21 protein-coding genes are annotated in these 22,913 nt (G+C 71.8%); 6 read left to right on the top strand and 15 right to left on the bottom strand.

Annotated elements, in window-relative coordinates; genetic code table 11:
* Positions 1-247 precede the first annotated feature (247 nt).
* The 4 genes from ACLZOT_RS11235 to ACLZOT_RS11220 all read right to left on the bottom strand — a co-directional run bounded on the left by ACLZOT_RS11235 (position 248) and on the right by ACLZOT_RS11220 (position 5,325).
* Positions 248-433 (bottom strand): hypothetical protein, encoded by a 186-nt coding sequence (locus ACLZOT_RS11235; protein WP_416968645.1) that lies wholly within the window; start codon positions 431-433, stop codon positions 248-250.
* A 107-nt stretch (positions 434-540) separates the two neighbouring features.
* A complete protein-coding gene (locus ACLZOT_RS11230) occupies positions 541-3,441 on the bottom strand; it encodes an AAA family ATPase (RefSeq protein WP_416968644.1) in 2,901 nt (966 codons plus the stop codon).
* Between the two features lie 312 nt (positions 3,442-3,753).
* Positions 3,754-4,416, bottom strand: coding sequence for an NADPH-dependent F420 reductase (locus tag ACLZOT_RS11225; RefSeq protein ID WP_416968643.1), 663 nt, complete (start codon positions 4,414-4,416; stop codon positions 3,754-3,756).
* 219 nt (positions 4,417-4,635) lie between these two features.
* The gene (locus tag ACLZOT_RS11220; protein ID WP_416968642.1) at positions 4,636-5,325 is read right to left on the bottom strand and encodes a FadR/GntR family transcriptional regulator; all 690 of its coding nucleotides are present in this window, start codon (positions 5,323-5,325) and stop codon (positions 4,636-4,638) included.
* A gap of 53 nt (positions 5,326-5,378) precedes the next feature.
* On the opposite strand from ACLZOT_RS11220, the gene ACLZOT_RS11215 reads away from it, so the two are divergent.
* Positions 5,379-6,206 carry an ABC transporter ATP-binding protein gene (locus ACLZOT_RS11215; protein ID WP_416968641.1) on the top strand — a complete coding sequence of 276 codons (828 nt, stop codon included), beginning with the start codon at positions 5,379-5,381 and terminating at the stop codon, positions 6,204-6,206.
* A gap of 38 nt (positions 6,207-6,244) precedes the next feature.
* Here the strand turns inward: ACLZOT_RS11215 and ACLZOT_RS11210 are convergent, their stop codons facing one another.
* Both ACLZOT_RS11210 and ACLZOT_RS11205 read right to left on the bottom strand, forming a co-directional pair.
* Entirely contained in the window at positions 6,245-6,457 is a 213-nt protein-coding gene (locus ACLZOT_RS11210) for an EF-hand domain-containing protein (RefSeq protein ID WP_055723894.1), read from the bottom strand.
* A gap of 48 nt (positions 6,458-6,505) precedes the next feature.
* Positions 6,506-7,417: a MerR family transcriptional regulator gene (locus ACLZOT_RS11205; protein ID WP_416968640.1), complete on the bottom strand. Its 912-nt coding sequence runs from the start codon at positions 7,415-7,417 to the stop codon at positions 6,506-6,508.
* Positions 7,418-7,477: 60 nt separating this feature from the next.
* On the opposite strand from ACLZOT_RS11205, the gene ACLZOT_RS11200 reads away from it, so the two are divergent.
* Positions 7,478-8,113, top strand: coding sequence for a GNAT family N-acetyltransferase (locus ACLZOT_RS11200; RefSeq protein ID WP_416968639.1), 636 nt, complete (start codon positions 7,478-7,480; stop codon positions 8,111-8,113).
* Here ACLZOT_RS11200 and ACLZOT_RS11195 read toward each other — a convergent pair.
* The 5 genes from ACLZOT_RS11195 to glgX form a co-directional block, all read right to left on the bottom strand.
* The gene (locus tag ACLZOT_RS11195; protein WP_416968638.1) at positions 8,100-8,702 is read right to left on the bottom strand and encodes an ADP-ribosyltransferase; all 603 of its coding nucleotides are present in this window, start codon (positions 8,700-8,702) and stop codon (positions 8,100-8,102) included. The two genes, ACLZOT_RS11200 and ACLZOT_RS11195, sit on opposite strands and share 14 nt — an antisense overlap.
* An 87-nt stretch (positions 8,703-8,789) precedes the next feature.
* A complete protein-coding gene (locus tag ACLZOT_RS11190) occupies positions 8,790-9,956 on the bottom strand; it encodes a YncE family protein (protein WP_416968637.1) in 1,167 nt (388 codons plus the stop codon).
* On the bottom strand, positions 9,953-10,723 hold the full coding sequence (locus tag ACLZOT_RS11185; protein WP_416968636.1) for a polysaccharide deacetylase family protein: 771 nt from the start codon (positions 10,721-10,723) through the stop codon (positions 9,953-9,955). The genes ACLZOT_RS11190 and ACLZOT_RS11185 overlap by 4 nt, the downstream gene beginning before the upstream one ends.
* Positions 10,724-10,860: 137 nt before the next feature.
* Positions 10,861-12,261 carry a sulfatase gene (locus tag ACLZOT_RS11180; protein ID WP_416968635.1) on the bottom strand — a complete coding sequence of 467 codons (1,401 nt, stop codon included), beginning with the start codon at positions 12,259-12,261 and terminating at the stop codon, positions 10,861-10,863.
* A 99-nt stretch (positions 12,262-12,360) separates the two neighbouring features.
* Positions 12,361-14,571 carry a glycogen debranching protein GlgX gene (gene glgX / locus ACLZOT_RS11175; protein WP_416968634.1) on the bottom strand — a complete coding sequence of 737 codons (2,211 nt, stop codon included), beginning with the start codon at positions 14,569-14,571 and terminating at the stop codon, positions 12,361-12,363.
* Between the two features lie 194 nt (positions 14,572-14,765).
* On the opposite strand from glgX, the gene ACLZOT_RS11170 reads away from it, so the two are divergent.
* From ACLZOT_RS11170 to ACLZOT_RS11155, 4 genes are all read left to right on the top strand, one after another.
* A complete protein-coding gene (locus ACLZOT_RS11170; RefSeq protein WP_416968633.1) occupies positions 14,766-15,971 on the top strand; it encodes an Ig-like domain-containing protein in 1,206 nt (401 codons plus the stop codon).
* A gap of 144 nt (positions 15,972-16,115) precedes the next feature.
* Positions 16,116-17,354 (top strand): L,D-transpeptidase, encoded by a 1,239-nt coding sequence (locus tag ACLZOT_RS11165; RefSeq protein ID WP_416968632.1) that lies wholly within the window; start codon positions 16,116-16,118, stop codon positions 17,352-17,354.
* A gap of 85 nt (positions 17,355-17,439) precedes the next feature.
* On the top strand, positions 17,440-18,207 hold the full coding sequence (locus tag ACLZOT_RS11160) for an enoyl-CoA hydratase/isomerase family protein (RefSeq protein WP_416968631.1): 768 nt from the start codon (positions 17,440-17,442) through the stop codon (positions 18,205-18,207).
* A 243-nt stretch (positions 18,208-18,450) separates the two neighbouring features.
* Positions 18,451-19,059, top strand: a complete 609-nt coding sequence (locus tag ACLZOT_RS11155; protein WP_416968684.1) for an ATP-binding protein — start codon at positions 18,451-18,453, stop codon at positions 19,057-19,059.
* A gap of 63 nt (positions 19,060-19,122) precedes the next feature.
* Here the strand turns inward: ACLZOT_RS11155 and ACLZOT_RS11150 are convergent, their stop codons facing one another.
* The 4 genes from ACLZOT_RS11150 to ACLZOT_RS11135 form a co-directional block, all read right to left on the bottom strand.
* Positions 19,123-19,758 carry a response regulator gene (locus tag ACLZOT_RS11150; RefSeq protein WP_416968630.1) on the bottom strand — a complete coding sequence of 212 codons (636 nt, stop codon included), beginning with the start codon at positions 19,756-19,758 and terminating at the stop codon, positions 19,123-19,125.
* A complete protein-coding gene (locus ACLZOT_RS11145) occupies positions 19,748-21,013 on the bottom strand; it encodes a sensor histidine kinase (protein ID WP_416968629.1) in 1,266 nt (421 codons plus the stop codon). Before ACLZOT_RS11145 ends, ACLZOT_RS11150 begins: the two co-directional genes overlap by 11 nt.
* Positions 21,014-21,025: 12 nt before the next feature.
* Positions 21,026-21,790 (bottom strand): ABC transporter permease, encoded by a 765-nt coding sequence (locus tag ACLZOT_RS11140; protein WP_416968683.1) that lies wholly within the window; start codon positions 21,788-21,790, stop codon positions 21,026-21,028.
* 107 nt (positions 21,791-21,897) lie between these two features.
* Positions 21,898-22,803 (bottom strand): ATP-binding cassette domain-containing protein, encoded by a 906-nt coding sequence (locus tag ACLZOT_RS11135; protein WP_416968628.1) that lies wholly within the window; start codon positions 22,801-22,803, stop codon positions 21,898-21,900.
* Positions 22,804-22,913 lie beyond the last annotated feature (110 nt).

Genomic DNA, 22,913 nt, shown 5'->3' with positions numbered 1-22,913 from the left:
TGTGGGGACTGTTCTCGCACCGGTCCGCCCGGTCCGTGCGCCGATGACCGTTCTTGGTGCGCCGTGGACCTGTCGTGACCGTTCGTCGTGCGCGGGCCGACCGGACGGGGTCCCCTGATGCCGTGTTCCCACGGCTCCCCGCCGGCCGGCCCCGGGCGCCGCTCGCGCCCTTTCCCCTGTGCGCGGGCCCCGCATCCGGCTCCCCGGGTCCGCCCTCACAACGTACGGGCGGGCCCGCGCGGTGTCCTCAGGGGTCGCCCCCTGGTTCTGCGTCCGGACCTCCCGAGAACCGGGTGTCGTCGAGGTGGGCCTCCAGGGCGGAGACCAGCGAGACGACGCCGTGGAAGGGGTGCCCCCGGTCCTCGGGGCCGGACTTCACCGTCCCCTCCAGGTGGCCCTCGGGCGACCTGCGCAGTTCGATGAGGATCAGCACGTCGGGCTCCGTTCGCCGTGGGGGGCCGACTTGCCACGGTAGGAAGGGAGTTCGGGGGGCGCGTCGGGAGTGACCCCCGAGAAACCGGGGAGCCGCCCCCGGGACGGTCAGTCGTCGTCCAGTCTCAGCGCCTTGAGTTGGTCCCGGTTCAGGTGCAACTTGTCGTAGGCGTGCTGGAGATGGGTCTCCACGGTCTTCCCGGCGACACCGAGGCGGCGTGCGATGCCCTGGTTGGACAGGCCGGCGCGCATGAGGCGTACGGCTTCGCGCTCGCGCGGGGTGAGGGCGGCGAGCGCGGAGACGGGGCCGGTCAGGCGCAGGCCCAACTCGTCGGCGAGGCGCCGGGTCTGGGCCTCGTAGGCGTGAGCCCCGGATTCGGTGAAGGTGTGCAGGGCTTCCCGTAACGCCGACTCCGCCGCCAGCCCTCGGCCCAGTGCCGCTGATTGACGGGCCATCAGGAGGCGCACGCGGGCGCCCTCCAGGGGCAGGCCCGCCTCCTTCGCCAGGGTGAGGGCCTCCTCGCAGGACGCGAGGGCGGCGGCCGGTTCGCCCTCGGCCTCGTGGATCTGGGCGCGGACGCGGGCCACGGCGAGGTGGGCGGAGACGCGGTCCACGCAGCGGGTCCGGGCGACGAACTCGGCGAGTTCCAGGGCGGCTTCCTGCGTGCGGCCCAGCCGGGAGAGGGCGTCCGCCCGCACCGGGCCGAAGAGGTGGGCGCCGGGCTCCCGGGACGAGTAGTGCGCCTCGATCGCCTCGGCGGCGGCCAGGAAACCGGGATGGTCCTCGGCGGCCTGGGCGATGGCCGCGCGGGCGCCCGCCGCGAACGCGAAACTCATCGGGCTGGCGAGGAGCTGGGACCAGTCCGTGGCCTCCCGCGCATGCCGGGCCGCCTCCTCCCAACTGCCCTGCGCGGCAAGGGGATAGCAGGCCAGAGCGTGCAACAGGGGGTAGTCCCAGACGCGCCCGTTCTCCGCCGCGTCCCCGATCGCCGACGCCGTCAGCCGGACCGCCTCGGCGAGGTTCCCCCTGCGGTACTCGGCCTCCCCGAGGAACCCGAGGCCCTGCCCGATCCGCAACGCCTCGCCGCGCGTGGCCCGTTCCACCGCGCTGCCGAGATCCGCGTGCGCGCCGTCCAGGTCGTCCGTCCACAGCCGGATCATGCCGCGCGCCACCAGACCGTCCAGCCCGGCCGGCGCCCCCGGCAGGTGCACCGCACCCAACTCCCCGAGCGCCCTTGCCGCGTCGCCCGCGAGGGCGGTCCCGACGGTCTTCGCGAACCAGGCGAACGCCCGCACCCAGGGCTCCCGCGTGGTGGCGGCGACCGCCGCCTCGCCGTAGAACACCATGTCCTGGTAGTCGAGTTGGACGACGCCGATGATGGCCAGCTGGGTGGCGATGCGGGCTTCGAGGTCGGCGGGGGCGGTGGCCGTCGGGTCTTTCGGAGGCGCGGCGTCCATGGCATCGGCGAGAGGTGCGGCGTCCACGAGAGCCTCCTTGCCCTGAAGCCGCCTTCCGTCCAAGGGAGTTGGCCTCCCCGGCGAGCCTTCCGCCCGGACCACCTCCAACGCCCGTAAGAACAACGCCCGCGCCTGCGCGATCCGTCCGCCCAGCAGCACCAGGTAGCCGTTCACGTAGTCCACCCACGGCTCCGGCGCCAGCGACCCCAACTGCCCCTCGTACCGCCGCGCGGTGGACGCGTCGCCGCTCACGAGGAGTGTCTCGACGGCCGTGAGGAGGCGGGCGCGGACATGCGGGCCCGGCGGGGTCAGTTCGAGGGCGTGCCCGGCGTACACCGCGGCCAACCTGAGGTTGCCGAGGGACAGTTGGCGGCGTGCCTCCTGCTCGGCGGCGAGGGCGACGTCCTCGTTCCGGCCCTCGTCCGCGGCGATCCGGTGCCACAGCGCGTCCGGGCCCCCGAACCCGGCGGCGGCACGGTACAGTCGGCGGCGCCGGCCCGGGCTCATGTCGCTGTAGACGTAGTCCCCGATCACCCCGTTGGGGAACGCGAGGGCACGCCCTCCGGTGCCGGGCACTTCCACCAACAGCCCTGCCCGCACGGCCTCGTCGAGCGCCTCGCCCACGTCGGTGGCAGGGTCGCCGCCACCCACCCCCAGCCCCGCCAACTCCCGTGCCTGCGCCAGCAGGAACCTCCGGCCCAGTACCGCCCCGGCCGCCACGAGATCCCGTGTCGCCGGGGCGCAGGAACCCAACCGGGAGATGAGGGTCAGCGGCATCGACCGGTGCGCGGGCAGTGGGCCCTGGCCGTACGCAAGGGTGTGCGGGGCGACCTGTTGCAGCAACTGCCTTGCGTGCAGGGGGTTTCCGCCGGTCAGTTCGTGCAGGTGGGCCGCCCCGGCGGGGGAGAGACGGGGCTGTCCCCAGGCGGGTGCGAGCCGCAGCAGCGCGTCCGCGGGGAGCCCTGTCAGCCGTACGACGTCCCCCTCGCCCGACTCGATCAGCCGCCGCCACCCCTCGTGCAGGCCCTCCTGCGCACGCCCCCACGACCGGCCCCGTGTCACCGCCGCGTCGATCGGGACGTGCGCCAGCACGAGCAGTACGGGTTCGGTGCGCAGCGACCTCGCGGCGAGCCGCAGTGCGGTCATGGACGCCCGGTCACCCCAGTGCGCGTCGTCGACCACGACGACCACCGGCCCCACCCGCGCGAGATCCTCCGCGAGGGCGCGGGCGACGAGCGCGGGATCGGCCTCCTCCGTCAACTCGCCGCCCCGCGCGCCCGGGAGGCCCTGGACGACCTGCCGGAGCACCTCCCAGGGCCGGCGCTCCCACGCCTCGTCCCCGTACGAGCGGGCGACGAGCGGCGGCGCGGCCTCCCGCAGGAACGCGGCGACCAGCGCCGACTTCCCGATCCCCGGCGCCCCTTCGACGACCACGACCGTCGGCCGCAGCCTCAAGGTCCGCCGCCATGCCTCCCGTAGCACCCCGAGTTCGGCGCCGCGCCCGGCGACCGGGGAGGGGTTCGGTTCGAAAAGGTCACCACTGGCCGCCACGGAGCCGCCCCTTCCCCGCCGGAGGACGCCCAGTATGGCCGGATACGACCGCCCGGAACAGCCTCTCGGCAGGCAGGGCCCGGAGGGGGCGGACCCCGGGGGCCGGATCAGCCTTGAGGGGTACACGGGTAGTACGCGCGGGGCACGGGGCGACCGCGCCGGGAGGGGCGGGTCACCCTTGAGGCGTACCCGGGTAGTCCCCACGCGGCACGAGCCGCCCTTCCCCGGAACGACAGCTCACCCCTGAGGGGTACCCGGGTAGTCCCCGCTGTCCCGGCAACGCCTCCGCCCTACCCCCGCACCACCTCCGCGCTATCCCCGAAACGCCTCCGGCCGCTCCCGCGAAGCCTCCGCCAGCGCCTTCGTCACCGCGTCCACATCCCCCCGCAGCCCGTACACCGGCGTATCCGGCTGCTGGCGCCACGACTCGTCGATCGTCCCGGAGTCCACCGTGTCGAACCCGAGCTCCTCGACCAGCGCCCGCACCTTGGCCTTGGCGGCCGGGTCGTCGCCGGCGACGGGTACGGCGATGCGCTCGGCGTCGCCCGCCGGGCGGTGCCGGTCCAGGATGTCCTGCGCGTAGGTCCCGTTGAACACCTTCACCACGTCGTGCCCGAGGTGGTTGGCGACCCACCGGCTCTCGGTGATCCCGCCGTCCTCGATCTCGCCGATCCGCCCGTCCCGCTCACGCGGGTAGTAGTTGTTGGTGTCGACGACGACCGCCCCCTCGGCCACCCCCGCGAGGACGTCGTCGGCCAGCCCGGGAATCGCCTTGAGCGGAATGGTCACGACGACGATCTCGGCGCCCTTCGCCGCGTCCCCGACGGCGACCGGCGTCGCGCCGGTCTCGGCGGCCAGCTCGCCCAGCGTCTGCGGACCCCGGGAGTTCGCGACGAACACCTCGTGCCCCAGCGCGGTGAGCCGCCGCGTGAGGTTGCCGCCGATGTTGCCCGCCCCGATGATGCCGATCTTCATGAGAGACCCTCCAGATGGATGCACATGCATACACCAGGGCCAACCGCATCCCCCCGCCCCCTATTCCGGCTCTGCTCCACATAGCCCCTCGGTATCACCCCACCCCGAAGAAGCCCAGCTCCAAGCACCCCCACCCGGCGTAACACCCCCCACCTCGACCACCCCCACCCGGCGTAGCACCCCCACCCCGACCACCCCCACCCGCCGTAACACCCCCCCCTACCCCGGAGCCACCCCGAACGGATCCTCCAGCTCCCCCCGCACCACCTCCGCCGCCCCCGCCCCGTCCCCCTCCCGCACAGCCCGCACCAACGCCTCATGCGCCCCGTCCCGCGCCCCCGGATCCCCCTCCCGCATCCGCGTCAACGCCAGCAGCTCCACCAACCCCTCCCGCAGCACCGGCACGAAATCCGCGAACAACCCCGCCAGCACCGGATTGTGCGCCGCCCCCACCACCGCCGCGTGAAACGCGATGTCCGCCTCGACGAGCGCCCGGTCCCCCTCGGCGGCAGCCGCCCGCCGCCCCGCGAGCGCCGCCTCGATCGCGGTCAGGTCGGCCTCCGTACGGCGCTCCGCGGCGAGCCGCGCCGCATGCGTCTCGACGGCCATCCGCACCTCGTACACATCCCGCACCGCGGCCTTCCGCAGCCGGGCCGGCCACTCCTCCCCCACCGGCTCGGCCGACACGACGAACACCCCGGCCCCCTGCCGCGCCCGCACGAACCCCTCCCCCGCGAGCCCGCGCAGCGCCTCCCGGACGGTGGACCGCCCCACCCCCAGCTCGGCGGCGAGGGTCGTCTCCCCCGGCAGCCGCGCACCCACCGCCCACTCCCCGGCGACGATCTGCGCCCGCAGCCGCTCGGTCGCCTGCTCGACGAGGGGACTGGGACGGACGGGGCCCAGCGGCATGATCGACTCCGGCAACTTGTCTGAGGACCTGAGGAGTGACTAGCGTACCGGCCATGCCCGACCCCCTCGACACCCACGACCCCCGCGCCGCCCTAGTCCTGCACGCCGAGAACACCCACGTCGTACGAGACGGCCGCCCGATCCTCCAGGAGGTCACCCTCCAGGTCCGCGCCGGCGAGCACTGGGCGCTCCTCGGCGCCAACGGGGCGGGAAAGTCGACGCTGTTGGGCCTGCTGGGCGCCCGCGTGCACCCGACGCACGGCACGGTGGACGTCCTCGGAAACCGCCTGGGCCGGGTGGACGTACGGGACTTGAGGTCGTACGTCGGACATGTGGACCCCCGGCACCCCCTGCACGACCCGCTGACCACCCGGGAGGTGGTCCTCACCGGCGTCACCAACTCGGTGGCCCCGCTCCCGCGTTGGCGGCCGACCCCCGAACAGCGCGACAGGGCGGAGGAGTTGATGGACACCCTGGGCCTCGGCCCGCTCAAGGACGCCCGCTGGCCCACGCTTTCACAGGGCCAGCGCGGCCGTACGCTGATCGCCCGCGCCCTGATGCCGAGCCCCCGCCTGCTGCTGCTCGACGAACCGGCGACCGGCCTCGACCTGCCCGGCCGGGAGCGGCTGATCGGCGCGCTGGGCACCCTCGGCGAGGACCACCCCGACCTGGCGACCGTGTTGGTCACCCACCACCTCGAAGAACTCCCGCCGCACACCACGCACGCCCTGCTCCTGCGCGACGGCCGCACCCTCGCGCAGGGCCCGGCGCCCGAGGTCCTCACCGCCGGCCTGGTCGGCAAGTGCTTCGACCTGCCCCTGGCCCTGGACCGGCACGACGACGGCCGCTGGAGCGTACGCATCCAGCGGCCGACACACTGAGCCGGGCGCCCCTCAAGGCGGCGCCCCTCGAAAACGCGCTACTTGCTCAGGTGCGCCCAGAACTCGTCGAACGACAGCTTCTTGTCCCCGTCGAGGTCCCGGCTCTTGATGATGGACTCGGCGACGGCCTCGGTGACGTTCCAGTCGCCACCCTGCGCGAGGGCGGTCTTGAACTCGGCCGCGGTGATCTCGCCGTCACCGTCCGTGTCGATCCGGTCGAATTCCTTGCGCGCTTCTTCGATGCTGGCCACCGATCCGCCCCTTATCCACTGCTTGCTGTCCTGCTGACGCAGGTCAGACTAACCGCCCGCGGCGACGCGCAGTGCGGCGACCACCCACGCGAAGTCCTCGGCGTGCGGTGGCGCGGCCTGCCGGTTGATCACCGCGATCAGCTCCCGGTAGCGCGCGAGCCGCTCGTCGAACCCGGCCGTCATCCGCTCCAGTACGCCGGAGAGGTCACCGTCGCCGAACAGCTCCCGCAGCGCCTCGCGCGCCTCCGCCGAGTCCGGCGCGACCCCCCGCTCCCGCAGCGGCGCGACCCGCTCGACGAGCTGTCTGGCGAACCACACCGTCTCACCCGGCGGTGAACTCGCCGTCCGGTCCGCCGCGTTGAACTCCACCGCCCGCCGCATCTGCGCCCGGAACGCCGGGTCCTGCAGCATCTCCGCCAACTCCACCCAGGCGTCCACCTGTTCGGGCGTCGGATCGTCGGACAGCTCGACGGCCGTCCGCCGGATCCGCTCCTGGACGTCCGGGTCGACCTCAGGGAGCCCGTGCAGCGTCTCCGCCACGAACTCCTCCATGATCCGCTGCCGTTCGACCGCGGACAACTTCGCCAGCCTGTGCATGAGCTTCATCTCCTCCGTCGTGGAACCCCGTCGTGCGACGCTCGACAACACGGCCCGGACGACCTTCAGCGACCTGATCTGTACGTCGATGGCGGCGACGTGCGTCGCGGCCACCTCCGCGACGGTCCGCTCCCCCGCCAGCACCTCCCGCACCGCGTCGAGCCCGAGCCCGAGTTCGCGCAGGGTGCGGATCAGCTCCAGCCGTGCGGCGCCCTCGGCGTCGTACAGCCGGTAGCCGCCCGCCGAGCGGCCGACGGGGTCGAGGACGCCCTCGTCGGACCAGTAGCGGACGGTGCGGACGGACAGTCCGCTGGAGCGGGCCAGCTCGCCGATGGTGAACAGCCCCGTACCGTGGTCGATCATGTGTCGGAGTCTGGGCCTTCCAGTGGGTGGAGACTCAAGCGGTGCGAGAGAGGACCTCCGGTGGAGACCTTGCGGGACATTCTCGACGGCGCGGCGCGGGGCGTCTTCCCACCGCCGGACGGCCGGACGACGGTCGTCCCCCAGATGTCGCGGCGCGACGCGGGCGTCCTCAACTTCACGGCGCACGCGGTCGTGTTCCTCGACGAGGACCCGGACTGGGTGTACGCACAACTCCGGCGCGTCGACTGCGACATGTACTCGGCGCCGACCCACCCCGCCTTCCTCACCGCCCTGTTGGAACACACGGGCCGCACGGCCGAGACGGTCGACGCGATGCTGGTGGCCCAGCCGCGCGAGGGTGAACTCCCGTTGCCGCTGCGGGAGATCACGGACGCCGGGCACCCGCGGGTGGCGTACGCGCGCAAGCGGCGGGACGACGTACGGGTCTGGCGGGCGGACGGCGGTGTCCTGGTCCTGGGACGCGGGATCGGCAGACGGCTCGAAGTGTCCGTGGAGGTCGACGAGTCCGTGCGCGGCCGGGGGATCGGGCGGCAACTCGTGGACGCGGCACGGTACTTGGCCGGGGAGCCGGTGTGGGCGCAGGTGGCGCCGGGGAACGCCCGCAGTCAGCGGGCGTTCCTGGCGGCAGGCTATCTGCCGGTGGGGTCGGAGCTGTTGATGCTCAGCGCTGGATGACTCCGTGCCATGCCTCGAAGTGCGGGTTGCTCTGGCAGCCGCTCATGATCTCGACCTTGGTGTTCTTGTTCACCGGACAGACGCCGATGACGTACTTGCGGTCGATCCCGCCGGGGAAGGCCACCTCGACCTGGTCGGCCCACTTGTGGGTGTCGCCGATGGTCTTGTTGACGTCGACGCCGCCCGGGGCGTCGATGTAGTAGTTCCAGCCGGACTTCCACCACGTCTTGTACAGGTCGTGGTCGTAGGTCGTGGAGACGTACGGGGAGGGCTGGTTGACCAGGACGTACTTCTCGATGTCGTACTGGCCGTTGACGTCCTTGGGCTTGAAGCCCTCGTTGAAGACGATCTCGGGGCCCCGGCCGTCGGCGCGGTAGAGGGTGCCGCAGGTCTTGCGCCAGACCGGCGCGGGGGTGATCCGGGAGACGTCGACACGCTCGACGGCGGCCTTGATCGGGTCGTCGTACTGGACGGAGCAGTCCTTGGGCGCGGGTGCGGCCGTGGCGGGGGTCGCGGTCGTCGTCGCGAGGACGGCGGTCAGGCAGAGGGCGGCGGCAGCGGCTCGCCGCCGCAGGGAGGTGATGATCATGCCCGGCAGCCTGACGGCTCGGCTCCCGGGGGTGGGGGATCTTCACCCGTACGGCGGCGAGTCAACTGACCCTCGGTCAAGGAGGGTTCAGCGGAAGATGCCGGTGTGGCCCAGCGAGTAGCGGCCCGGCTGGGGGTAGACGGCGAGTCCGTGCGGGCCGGAGCCGACCTTGACGCGGGCGAGCTGCTTGCCGGTGCTGGTGTCGATGGCGTACACCTCCGCGTCGTAACGGCCGGACAGCCACAGGACTTTGCCGTCCGCCGAGACGCCGCCCATGTCGGGGCTGCCGCCCTGCGGGAGGTGCCACTTCTTCGTCAGCTTGTTCCGGGTGAAGTCGAAGATGGAGATGGTGCCCTCGCCCCGGTTGGAGACGTACATCTCGCGGGAGTCGCGGCTGACGTACAGGCCGTGGCAGCCCTTGCCGGTGGGCAGGAACTCCGGTTTGCCGAAGGTCTTTCCGTCGACGATCCACATGCCGTCGGCCATCATGTCGGCGATGTAGAAGCGCTTCCCGTCCGGTGAGATCTTCACGTCCTGCGGCATCGCGCCGTCGAACGGCAGCTTCTGCTGGCCGACGACCTCCATCTTCTCCGTGTCGACCTTCAGGAGTTCGCCGCTGAACTCGCAACTCACGATGAAATAGCGGCCGTCGAGCGAGAAGTCGGCGTGGTTGACGCCGTAGCAGGTCACCGGCACGGTCTTGATCCGCTTCATGCTGTGCGGGTCCCGGAACACCAGCTCGCGGTCCAGGGAGGCCATCACGACCGCGTACTTGCCGTTCGGCGTGAAGTACAGGTTGTACGGGTCGTGGACCTCGACGGGCTTGCCCGCCTTGCCGGTTCGCGGGTCGATCGGCGTGAGGGTGTGGCCCCGGTTGTTGTTGACCCACAGGGTCTTCATGTCCCAGGAGGGGACGACGTGTTGGGGCTGGCGGCCGACGTGCAGGGTGTCGATGATCTCGTACGTCTTCGGGTCGATGACGCTGACCGTGTCCGACTCGGTGTTCGGGACGTACACGCGGGACGGGAAGTCCTTCACGACCGGGGACAGCCGGTTCGGGCGGTCGGCGGCGTACACGTCGTTCGGGTCGAGCACCGGCGGCATGCCCGGCAGCCCTTGCGGGACCGCCTTCTTCACCGGCGCGGGGATGGCGGCCTTCGTGGCCCCGGTGGCCTTCTGGTCCCCGCTCTGGGTGCCGCAGCCGGCCAGGGCCGCGGCGAGGGCGAGGGCGACAAACGCAGGACGACTCTTCAACTGAGCAGCTCCGTGGTGGTGACCGCGCGCAGCCCGCGGCGGCCGAGTTCTTCCAGTACGACGGGGAGGGCGGCGACCGTGTCGCGGTAACCGAAGTGCAGGCTCACGACCGAGCCCGCGCGGGCCTCGCCGAGAACCGTCCGGGCGACCTGGTCGGCGCCGGGTGAGGTGAAGTCGAGCGAGTCGACGTCGTACGACAGGACGTGCGGGTAGCCGGCCTCCCGTGCGAGCCGTACGACCAGCGGGGACGCGCGCGCGGCCCGCGACGGCCGGAACCAGTTCCCCACACCGCCGGTCAGCCGCTTGATCCGCGCGGCACACGCGCCGATCTCGGCGCGCGCCTCGGCCTCGGACATGTCGTTGATCCCGAGGTGTCGCTGCGTGTGATTCCCCAGGTCGTGCCCCCCGTCGAGCACCCGCCGGGCCATCCCGGGAAACTCGTCCAGCCAGCTCCCCACAGCCAGCACGGTCACCCGGGCCCCGGCCCGCTCGACCTCCCCGAGCACCGATCTGGCGATCCCCGGATCACCGGCACCGTGAAAGGTGAGGGCGAGCTGAGGGCGGGTACGCGGCCCGGCCGCGATCTGCGCCGGTTCGCGCGGGAAGGCGCGGGGAGTGGGTACGACGGTGAGGGGGCGCGCGGGCGCGGGACGGGACGGCTCGGCGCGGTCCGGCTCACCGCGCCCGGAACACGCGGCGACGAACACACCCCCGGCGACGAGCCCGGCACCGGCTCGCAACGCGGCACGACGATCGGTCGAAGTCACCTGGCCCATTTAAGGGGGTTGATGACCAAAAACGGGTGATTCACCCGCCCGGGGGCGAGGAGGTGGGGAGGCCACCGGACGCGGCACGGCATCTCGACCGACCATGCGACGAACACATGACCACCCCGGCGAAGCGCCTAGCTGTACGGCAGCAGTGTCGCCGCCGTCCTCTCCCACGCCGCCTTCAGCTCGGCCAGCAACTCCGGCTCGTCCGGGGCGAGGTCGGCCTGTTCGCGGGAGTCGGCCGCGAGGTTGTAGAGGTGGTCGACCCTGTCCTTGTCCTGGTAGTACTTCCAATCGCCGCGCCGCAACGCCTTGTTGGCGCGGACTCGCCAGAACAGGTCGCGTTCCGGGACGACTTCGCCGCGCAGCAGGTAACCGGCGAGGCTCGTGCCGTCGAGGGGGTACGCGGGGTCGGGGCGGGCGCCGGCCAGCTCCAGGAGGGTGGCCGTCCAGTCGGGGGAGAAGTTCGGTTCGTGGCTGACCTGGTGGGGGTCGATGCGGGAGGGCCAGCGCAGGATGGTGGGGACGCGGATGCCGCCCTCCAGGAGCTGGAACTTCTGGCCGCTCAACGGCCAGTTGTAGGAGTAGCGTTCGCCGCCGTTGTCGCTGGCGAAGAGGACGACCGTGTTGTCCTCCTGGCCCGAACGGCGCAGTGCGGCAAGGACTTCGCCGACGGCCGCGTCCAGACTCTCCACCATCTCCGTGTACTTGGCGACGGAACCCCCGTCGTAGTGGTTGAGGGCGGCGACGACGTCGGCCTGGCTCTTCGCCGCCCGGATCTTCGCGGCGATCTCGGCCCCGGTCCCCGCGTCCCCCTCGGCGAGCCAAGGCCAGTGCGGAGTCGTGAAGTTGAGGTTCAGCAGCCACGGCTTCGCGTGCTCGCGGGACACGTACTCGACGGCCCGCTCGGTGAGGACGGTCGTGTAGTACCGCAGGTCCTTGTACTCGGCGTCCCCCTCGAAGAGGTCGTACTCGCCGAGCTGACCCAGCTTGGAGAAGTACTCCAGGACGCCCCCGTGGTTGCCGAAGAACTCGTCCCAACCCGACTTCGTGGGGCTGTAGTCGGGCAGCCAGCCGCAGTGCCACTTCCCGATGAGGGCGGTCGCGTACCCCGCGTCCTTCACCAGCGAGGCCAGCGTGGGGTGTCCGGGCGCGAGCCCCTGCGTACGGTTCCCGATGGGCTCGGCGAGCCCGCCCGGCGTACGCCCCGGATAGCGACCGGTGTAGAGGCTGAACCGGGTCGGCGAGCAGGTCGCGGACCCGGAGTACGCGTCGGTGAACCGCACCCCTTCGCGGGCGAGCCGGTCCAGGTGGGGCGTCTTGATGTGGGGCGCCCCGTACGAGGAGAGGTCGGCCCAGCCGAGGTCGTCGCCGAGGATGACGAGGAGGTTGGGCCGCCGTCCCCCCGCCCGGCGCACGGCTCCGAACGGCCGTTCCGCAGAGGCCGCTTGAGCCTCGCCGGCCGTCCCGGCGACAGCCGTGACCGCGCCACCGCCCACCAGACCACCGAACGCACGACGGGACATCTCAGGCATACGTCAACCTCGGCAAGGGATTCACGAAGGGGAACGTCCCGAGGATGCGGACTCGCACCTCCCCCCATCAACCCCAAGGCGCCCGGTTTCATACGGTGTTCACGAACGCACCTTCAGCAACAGCACGGTCCGCCCGGGCACCGTCACCGCACTGCCCGCCTCGTACACCCGCCCCTCCGACTCCCGCGCCGTGTCCACCACCACCTCGTACCGCTCGGCCCACGGCGCCCCCGGCAGCGTGAACCCCACCTCCGCCGCCCCGGCGTGCAGCACGGCGAGGAAGCTGTCGTCGACGACCGGCTCCCCGCGCTCGTCGCGCCCGGGGATGTCCCGCCCGGACAGATACATGCCGAGCGTGGCGGCCGGGGCGTACCAGTCGCCGTCGGTCATCTCCGCCCCCCGCGCGGTGAACCACGCCAAGTCCCGTATCCCGTCGGCGGACCGGGCCCGCCCGGAGAAGAACGCCCGCCGCCGCAGCACCGGGTGACGGTGTCTCAGCCCGATGAGCCGCGCGGTCAGCTCGGCCAGCGACCGCCACTCGGGCTCCTCCAGCAGCCCCCAGTCGACCCAACTCGTCGCGTCGTCCTGGCAGTAGGCGTTGTTGTTGCCCCCTTGGGTGCGCCCCATCTCGTCCCCGGCGACGAGCATCGGCACCCCGGTGGACAGCAGGAGTGTCGTCATGAGGTTCCTCAACTGCCGTCCGCGCAGGGCGAGTACACCGGCGTCGTCGGTCTCCCCCTCGACCCCGCAGTTCCAGGACCGGTTGTCGTCGCTCCCGTCCCGGTTGCCCTCCCCGTTGGCCTCGTTGTGCTTGCGCTCGTACGACACGAGGTCGCGCAGCGTGTAACCGTCGTGCGCGGTGACGAAGTTGACCGAGGCGTACGGCCGCCGCCCGCCCCAGGCGTAGAGGTCGCTGGACCCGGAGAGCCGGTACCCCATCTCCCGTACGTCGGGCAGCGCGCCGCGCCAGAAGTCCCGTACGGCGCCCCGGTAGCGGTCGTTCCACTCGGTCCACAGCGGAGGGAACGCGCCGACCTGGTAGCCGCCCGAGCCGACGTCCCAGGGCTCGGCGATGAGCTTCACCCGCCGCAGCACCGGGTCCTGGGCGATCACGGCGAGGAAGGGGGAGAGCATGTCGACGTCGTGCATGGAGCGGGCGAGCGCCGCCGCGAGGTCGAACCGGAAGCCGTCGACGCCCATTTCGGTGACCCAGTAGCGCAGGGAGTCGGTGATGAGGCGCAGGACGTGCGGCTGGACGACGTGCAGGGTGTTGCCGCAGCCGGTGTAGTCGGCGTACCGGCGGGCGTCGTTCTGGAGGCGGTAGTAGCCCCGGTTGTCGATGCCCCTGAGGGAGAGCGTGGGCCCCAACTCGCCCGCTTCGGCGGTGTGGTTGTAGACGACGTCGAGGATCACCTCGATGCCCGCCGCGTGCAGGGCGCGGACCATGCGCTTGAACTCGCCGACCTGCTGTCCCGTCGTACCGGAGGCGGCGTAGGCGGCGTGCGGGGCGAAGTAGCCGATGGAGTTGTAGCCCCAGTAGTTGCGCAGCCCCTTCCGCAACAGGTGGTCCTCGTGGGCGAATTGATGGACGGGGAGGAGTTCGACGGCGGTGACGCCGAGCCGTACGAGGTGCTCGATGGCCGCCGGGTGCGCCAACCCGGCGTAGGTGCCCCGGAGTTCGGGCGGGATGCCGGGGTGCAGCCTGGTGAAGCCGCGGACGTGGAGCTCGTAGATCACCGAGTCCGCCCAGGGTGTCTTGGGGCGCTGGTCGTCGGCCCAGTCGTCCTCGTCCTGGACGACGACTCCCTTGGGGACGTGGGGTGCCGAGTCGCGGTCGTCGCGGACGGTGTCGGCGATGTGCTGCTGGGGCCAGTCGCGGACGTGGCCGTACACCTCGGGCGGCAGCCCGAACTCGCCGTCCACGGCGCGGGCGTAGGGGTCGAGGAGGAGCTTCGCCGGGTTCCAGCGGGCGCCGGTCCAGGGGTCCCAGCGGCCGTGGACGCGGTAGCCGTAGCGGCGGCCGGGGCGGACGCCGGGGACGAAGCCGTGCCAGATCTCGTGGGTGAGTTCGGTGAGCCGTACGCGGGTCTCGGCACCAGAAGCGCCGTCGTCGTCGAACAGGCACAGGTCGACGGCTTCCGCGCCGCCCGCCCACAGCGCGAAGTTGGTGCCGCTGACCCCGCCGGGGCCGGTGCGGAAGCGCGCGCCGAGGGGGACGGGGGCGCCGGGCCAGACGGGCGGCACCGAAGGGCGGTGCTCCGCCTCCTCGGTCAGGGGCGCGGCTGGCTCCTGTTCGGCTGTGCTGGACACCGGTCGGCCCCTCTTCGTCCAGTCCGCCGCCGGGCCGCCGCGCCGGTCGGGTACGGCGCGGCGCGGCTCCCCGGCGTGCGGTCGTCGTCCTCCCCCTGTTCTGCCCAGAGGTCACGGCGCCCAGACCGGAGGGTCGCACTCTTGTTTCCCTTTGGGGCCTGTGTCCCTGAGGTGCATCCGCTCGTTGTACTCGCGTGACGTATGGACAGAGACGCGCGGGTGCCGCGCTGGTCGTCGTGGTGGCAGGGCTCGTCGCCGGGTGCACGGCCGGGGACGGGCGCAGTGGGATGGACAGGTTGCTCGGGAAGCCGGCGGCCGCCGAGGACGTGATCCGGGTGACGCCGGACGACGGGGTGAAGGGGGTGGGGGCGGACGGGAAGCTGCGGGTGCGGGTGCCGTTCGGGAGGCTGGAGTCCGTGCGGGTGGCGCGCGTGCAGGACGCGCAGGAGACCCTCGTACCCGGGAAGATCGTGGACGGCGGCGGGAGTTGGCGGCCGGACGACGACCGGCTCGCGCTCGCCGCGCGGTACACGGTGGACGTCGTCGCGCGCGACGAGTCGGGCAACCGGCTGGCGCGGCACAGCACGTTCACGACGTTCGTGCCGGACGAGCGGTTCATCGGGTACGTCGCTCCGGAGAACCGTTCGACCGTCGGCACCGGCATGATCGTGTCGCTGGAGTTCAACCGGGAGATCGTCAACCGCGCGGACGTGGAGCGGGCCGTCGAGGTCACCGCGAACCCTCCGGTGGAGGTGCGTCCGCACTGGTTCGGCGGCGAGCGGCTGGACTTCCGGCCCGAGCAGTACTGGAAGCCCGGCACCGAGGTCACGGTCACGCTGCGGCTGCGGGACGTCGAGGGGGCGCCCGGGGTGTACGGGCTCCAGTCGAAGACGTTCTCCTTCACCGTCGGCCGCAGCCAGGTGTCGCTGGTGGACGCCGCCGACCACACGATGGAGGTCCGGCGCGACGGGCGGCTGCTGGCGACCGTGCCGATCACGGCGGGTTCGCCGAGGACGCCGACGTACAACGGGAAGATGGTCGTCACCGAGATGCTCGACGTGACGCGGATGAACAGCCGGACCGTCGGGTTCGGCGGGGAGTACGACATCCCGGACGTGCCGCACGCGATGCGGCTGACCGACTCGGGGACGTTCCTGCACGGGAACTACTGGGCGCCGTACGCCGTTGGACGGGTGAACGTGAGTCACGGGTGTGTGGGGCTGAGGGATGTGAAGGGGGGTTCGTCGCAGTCTCCGGCGGGGTGGTTCTTCGACCGGAGTCTGATCGGGGACGTGGTGGAGGTGGTCAACAGCCGGGACAAGGTGGTGGCGGCGGACAACGGGCTGGGCGGCTGGAACATGGCCTGGAAGGAGTGGGTCGCGGGGGGTGCGGTCGGGTAGGGAAGGGTGTGTGGGTCCTTTGCGACGAAACGGTGACGTTTACCTGACCAGATGGTCAAATGCCGCCGGTTAGGATGCGCCAGTGATCGCGCGGCGAGCGCGGGGGTGGGGGCCTGACCAGGGGCCTCGCGAGGGGAGAACGACTTGAACGTGCGGCCGATATCGGGGGCGTCGCTGCGAGGCCGGAAGCGGGGGCTGGCGCTGATGTCCGGCGTCCTCCTGCTCGCCGTCACCGCGTGCGGCGGGAGCGGGGACACCGGCTCCGGCGACTCCGGGAAGAACGAGGCGAAGAACAAGCCCGCCGACAGCGCGCAGAGCGCCCAGAGCGAGGCGGTCGTCAGCATCCTTCCGGCGAACGGCGCGACCGCCGTGAACACCAGCGGCACCCTGAAGGTGACCGCGGCGAAGGGCAAGCTGACCGAGGTCGTCGTCAAGGACCCGAAGGGTACGGCGGTCAAGGGCGCGATCTCCGCGGACGGCGCGGGCTGGACTCCGGCCACGCACCTGGCCGCGTCGACGAAGTACCAGGTGCACGCGGTCGCCAAGGACGCGGCGGGCCGCCAGGCGGCCGAGGACTCCACGTTCACGACGCTCAGCCCGAAGAACACGTTCACCGGCAACTTCACGCCCGAGGACGGCTCGACCGTCGGCGTCGGGATGCCGTTCTCGATCCGCTTCACGCGCGGGATCACCGCGCCGGACGCCGTCGAGAAGGCCATCGAGATCAAGACGGTCCCGGCCGTCGACGTCCAGGGCCACTGGTTCGGCAACGACCGCCTCGACTTCCGGCCCGAGCAGTACTGGAAGGCCGGCACGAAGGTCACCGTCAAGCTGAACCTGAACGGCGTCGAGGGCCGCAAGGGCGTCTACGGCGAGCAGGTCAAGACCGTCTCCTTCACCATCGGGCGCAACCAGGTGTCCATCGTCGACGCCAAGAAGCACACGATGGCCGTCCAGCAGGACGGCAAGACCATCAAGACGATCCCCGTGACCACCGGCAAGCCCGGGTACGCCACGTGGAACGGGCAGATGGTCATGAGCGAGAAGTACAAGGTCACCCGTATGAACGGGGACACCGTCGGCTACGACGGCGAGTACGACATCAAGGACGTCCCGCACGCGGTCCGCCTCACCGACTCCGGCACGTTCGTGCACGGCAACTACTGGGGTGGCGACGCGTTCGGGAACTACAACGCCAGCCACGGCTGCATCGGGCTGCGGGACGTCCGGGGCGGGTACGACAGCGACATCGCCGCCGCGTGGTTCTACGACCACTCGATGATCGGGGACGTCGTCGTCGTCAAGAACTCCACGGACCCCGTGGTGAATCCGAGCAATGGGCTCAACGGCTGGAACATGTCGTGGGCGGAGTGGACGAAGTAATTCGTTTCAGTAGCTAGAAGGTGGCCTTGGTGCTGTGAGTCACAGCACCAAGGCCACCGCCGTTAGCCCCCATTAACCTGCTCCCATGACCGTGAATCTCGAAGTCGCCGAAGGCGTCGGTACGCTGCGGCTCGACCGACCGCCCATGAACGCGCTGGACACCGCCACGCAGGACCGGCTGAAGGAGCTGGCCGAGGAGGCCGCGCGGCGGGACGACGTCCGCGCGGTGGTCGTGTACGGCGGGGAGAAGGTGTTCGCGGCCGGCGCGGACATCAAGGAGATGCAGGCGATGGACCACGCGGCGATGGTGGTGCGCTCCCGCGCGCTCCAGGACGCGTTCACGGCCGTCGCGCGGATCCCGAAGCCGGTCGTCGCGGCGATCACCGGGTACGCGCTGGGCGGGGGCTGCGAGTTGGCGCTCTGCGCGGACTACCGGTTCGCGGGCGAGAACGCGAAGCTGGGCCAGCCGGAGATCCTCCTCGGCGTGATCCCGGGCGCGGGCGGCACCCAGCGCCTCGCCCGGCTGATCGGCCCGTCCAAGGCGAAGGACCTCATCTTCACCGGCCGGATGGTGAAGGCGGACGAGGCGCTCGCCCTCGGCCTCGTGGACCGGGTCGTCCCCGCCGACGAGGTGTACACGCAGGCGCACGCGTGGGCCGCGAAGCTCGCGCAGGGTCCGGCGATCGCGCTGCGCGCCGCGAAGGAGGCGATCGACACGGGCCTGGAGACCGACCTGGAGACGGGGCTCGCCGTGGAACGCACCTGGTTCGCGGGGCTGTTCGCGACCCAGGACCGGGAGCTGGGGATGCGGAGCTTCGTGGAGGAGGGTCCGGGGAAGGCGAAGTTCCTCTGACGGCACGGGCGTTGCCGGGCGGGAGGCGGGTGTCGATCGCTAAACCCGATCGGCCTGTGAGGTATCCCCTGCCCGAATTCCCGTACGGCCTCTTGTAATTGACGTGATGTCTCATCCGGGTCCCTCGATGGGGCGGTTTGTGGGAACCTTGGGGTGACCACAAGTCAGCCGTGTCGAGGGAGCCGTCGATTGCCTCCTAGCGAGCCGTCGCCGCAGCTCAGCGGGGGTTTGCCGGACTCCGGCCTGCCACCGTCATATGCCACCGGCCCGGTGGGTACCGGGAGCTTGCGGGGGGCGTATTCCCCCGGAACGGCCACGGACGGCGCTCCGGGCGGCCATGATGGGGGCATGGCGGGGCTGGAGGGTTTCGAACAGCCGCGGGGACACGGGCGTGTGGACGCGGCGCGCTGGTCGCCCGCGGTCGAGGACGAGCGGGCACTGAGAGCGGTGGAGCTGTTCGGCGATCCCACGGAGGCCGAGGTTCCGCTCCCGTCCCGGCCCGAGTCCGCCGCCGCCGCGCGCCGGCTCACCCACTTCGTCGTCCTGCGTGTCTGGAACCTCTCCCCCAAGCTCGCCGAGGACGCCGTCCTCCTCGTCTCCGAGCTCGTCGGCAACGCCGTGCGGCACACCGGCGCCCGCGTCTTCGGTTTGCGTATGCGGCGGCGCCGGGGCTGGATCCGTATCGAGGTCCGCGATCCCTCGCGGGGGCTGCCCTGCCTGATGCCGGTCCACGAACTCGACGTCAGCGGCCGGGGGTTGTTCCTCGTCGACAAGCTGTCGGACCGCTGGGGGGTCGACTTACTTCCGCGCGGGAAGACGACGTGGTTCGAGATGAGGGTGGGGGACAGGTAGTCCCGGGGTTTTTCGAGTCTGTTGATGTGTACGGCTGTTGGTGTGCGGCCGTTGGTGTGCCGGTCAGCCGAGGATCTTCCGTTCGTACGCCACCGCGACCGCCGCCGCCCGGTCGCTGACGCCCAACTTGGCGTACAGGTGGGTGAGATGGGTCTTCACCGTGGCCTCGCTGATGAACAGCTCCCGCGCGATCTCCCGGTTCGACGTGCCCTTGGCGACCAGCGCGAGCACTTCGCGTTCCCGCGCGGACAGGGGTTCGGCCGCGGGGGTGCGGACGGCGCTGACCAGCCGCGTCGCGACCGCCGGCGACAGCACCGTACGGCCTTGCGCCGCCGCCCTGACCGCCGTGAACAACTCGTCGCGCGGGGCGTCCTTGAGGAGGTAGCCCGTCGCGCCCGCCTCGATCGCGGGGAGCGTGTCGGAGTCGGTGTCGTACGTCGTCAGCACGAGGACCTTCGCGCGGGCGCCCTCGCGGGTGAGCCGCGCGATCGCGTCGACCCCGCCGCCGCCCGGCATCCGCAGGTCCATCAGGATCACGTCGGGGTCGAGGACGGCGGCCTTCTCGACGGCCTCGACACCGTTCGCGGCCTCGCCGAGGACGCGGAAGCCGGCCGCCGAGGCGAACATGCCGCGCAGGCCGTCGCGGACGACGGGGTGGTCGTCGACGATGAGGAGGGAGATCGGGGAATCATCGGTCATGGCGGACCAACGGTACGCGAGCCGAGAGTGCCGTGCCCTGGCCCGGCTCCGTCTCGATCGTGAGGGAGCCCGCGATGCGTTCCGCGCGGGCGCGCATGCCGTCGAGGCCGAAGCCTGCCGTGCGGGTGCGTTCGGGGAGGGCGAGGGGGTCGAAGCCGCGGCCGTCGTCGCGGATGTCGAGGATCACCTCGTCGGTGAGGAAGCTGAGGGTGACGCCGAGGCGGGCGGCGCGCGCGTGCCGGGCGGCGTTGGAGAGTGCCTCCTGAGTGATGCGCAGGAGGGTCGCGGAGACCTCGTCGTGTAGTTGCTCGGCGGCTCCGGTGACGGTGAACTCGGCCCGTACGCCCGTGCGTTCACCCCACTCCGCGACCGTGTCCTTGAGCGCCTCGGGGAGCCCCGCGTCGGCGAGCGCGACCGGGGCGAGGTTGTGCACGGAGCGGCGGGCCTCGCCGAGGCTGTGCCGGGCGAGGTCCATCGCGCGGACCGTGTGCTCGCGCGCCGCGTCCGGGTCCGGCGTGTTCGTCACCACCTGGAGCTGGGCGATGATGCCGGTGAGGCCCTGCGCGATGGTGTCGTGGATCTCGGCGGCGAGGCGTCTGCGTTCGTCGGCGACTCCGGCTTCCCGTGCCTGGACGAGAAGTTGGGCGTGCAGCGCGGCGTTCTCGTCGAGGGCCTGTTGCAGGGCGGCGTTGGTGCGTTCGAGTTCGGCGATGGTCGCGGCGCGTTCGTGGGCGCGGCGCTCGTCCTGTTCGGTGAGGTGGGCGATCACCGCCTGGAGCGCGAACTGGAAGAGCAGCAGCGCCATGAACACCGCCCACTGGCCCAGGTTCCGCGGCGGCAGCCCCCCGGCCTGCGCACCGGCCACCGGAACCGCGCTCGCGAACAGACCGGCCCTGCGCCATCGGCCGGGGAGCAGTTCGTCCGAGTCCATGTAGCCGGTGGCCGCGTAGAACGCGAAGAACGGGTTGAGCAGGGTGAGGACGAAGGCGAGCGCCCAGCGCAGGACGTAGTACGCCGTCCCGGCCGGGGAGGGGGTCCGGCCGCGGTTCGGACGGCGGTGGCGGGTGGTGTGCCACCAGAGCTGGAGCAGCAGGGCGACGACGACCAGGCCCGCCGCGGCGTACCGCGCGGCGGGGCCCGCCATCAGCTCGGCGGCGATCGCCGAGAGGACGACGCTGATGCCGAGCATCGCGTACGGGCCCCAGACGTGCAGTTGCTCCCATCGCCGGTCGGTCTGCGTGTCCTGCGCGGTCATGGGCCCAGTCTCCTACTCCCAGCGGAACCAGCGCGCGGCGGCGCCGGTCAGCAGCACGATCCACGCGGCCAGCACACCGAGGTGACCCCAGCCGGGCCAGTCGCCGGCCGCCGCCTGGTTCAGGGCTTCGGCCGCCGCGCCGAACGGGGTGTATCCGACGGCTGTCGCGAGGCCGTGCGGCATCGTCTGGACCGGCATCCACACGCCCGCGCAGAACATCGACGGGAAGAACACGGCGGAGCCGATGGCGCCGGCGACCTTCGTCGTCCGCGACAGCGCGGAGATCACGGCGCCGAGGGCGAGGGCCGCGAGCAGGGTGAGGAGGAGGGCGAGGGCGTATCCGAACGGCTGCCTCGGCAGGGTGACGTCGAAGGCCAGGCGGCCGGCCGCGAGCGCGAGCAGCGCGGAGGCGAGGGCCGCGACGCCGTAGACCAGCATCTGGGCGGCCAGCAGGGCGGAGGGGCGGACGGGGGTCGTGGACATCCGGCGCAGGATGCCGCGCTCCCGGTAGCCGGTGAGGGTCTGCGGCATCGACTGGAGGCCGCCGACGATCAGCCCGAGCAGGACGGCCACCGGTACGTACGCGTCCACGGGGCGCAGGCCGCCGAAGGAGTCGTCCGGCTGCCGGAAGGAGGGGATCGAGCCGAGGATCGCCAGGAGGAGGGTGGGGAAGAGGAGGATCCAGAAGTGGGCGCCGGGTTCGCGGCGGAAGAGGCGGAGCTCGGCTTTGACGACGGCCCCGTCGAAGGTGGGGGCGAGGGGGGTGGCGGGGAACATGGGAGCTGCCTTACGGGAGGCGGGGGTCTGGGGCTGCGCCTGGTGCGGGGACGCCGGGTTCCGGGAGGTGCGGTTGCGCGGGGCCGCCGGGTTCGAGGGGCCCGTGCTCATGCCGGCACCCCCTTCGTGAGGTCCAGGAACGCGTCGTCCAGCGTCGCGTCGGTGACGCGGAGCTGGTGGGCGGTGACGTGGCGGCGGGCGAGGAGGGTGATCACGGCGTTGACGGTCTCGTCGGTGCCGGAGAGGGTGAGGCGGCCGTCCTTGTGCTCGACGGAGGCCAACGCGGGGAGGGCGGCGAGGTCGGTCTCGTCGAGGGGTGCGGAGGGGGTGAAGCTGATGACCGTCGCGCCCGCCGAGCGGCGGATCAGGCCGGCCGGGGTGTCGAGGGCGGCGACCCTGCCCTTGTCGATCACGGCGATCCGGTCGCAGAGGCGCTGGGCCTCCTCCATGAAGTGGGTGACGAGCAGGACGGTCACGCCGTTCGCCCGGATGTCCTCGATCAGCTCCCAGGTGTCGCGGCGGGCGCGGGGGTCCAGGCCGGTGGTGAGTTCGTCGAGGACGACGACCCGGGGGCTGCCGATCAGCGCCAGCGCGATGAACAGGCGCTGTTTCTGTCCGCCGGAGAGCTTCCCGAACCGGGTCGTCAGCTTGCCGGTCAGCCCGAGCCGTTCGGCGAGCGGGCGCCAGTCCGCCGGGCGCGGGTAGAAGGACGCGTACAGCTCCAGCGCCTCCCGTACGGTCAGCTTCGGCTGCAGCTCGCTCTCCTGGAGCTGCGCGCCGAGCCGCTGGGCCACCTTCTCGTGCTCGGCGACCGGGTCGAGGCCGGTGACCCGGACCCGCCCCGCGTCCGGCACCCGCAGGCCCTCCACGCACTCCACCGTGGTCGTCTTCCCGGCCCCGTTGGGACCGAGCACTCCGAAGATCTCCCCCTCCTCGACGGCGAAGGAGACTCCGTCCACCGCCCGGTGGGCGCCGTACGTCTTACGCAGATCCGTGACTTCGATGACGGGCATGGCTCCAGCGTCCCGAACCGCCCCCACCTGCCGCATCGGCCGAAGAGCCGGACCCCGGGTCCTCCGTTCACCCGTTCGGCATCAACCGATCGGCTGATGCGCGGGTAGGA

The sequence above is a fragment of the Streptomyces sp. 4F14 genome (genome assembly GCF_048159485.1).
In the GTDB taxonomy this organism is placed as follows: Bacteria; Actinomycetota; Actinomycetes; order Streptomycetales; family Streptomycetaceae; genus Streptomyces.
Note: the sequence above shows the minus strand (reverse complement) of the source record. Positions and strands in the feature narration are given on the sequence as shown.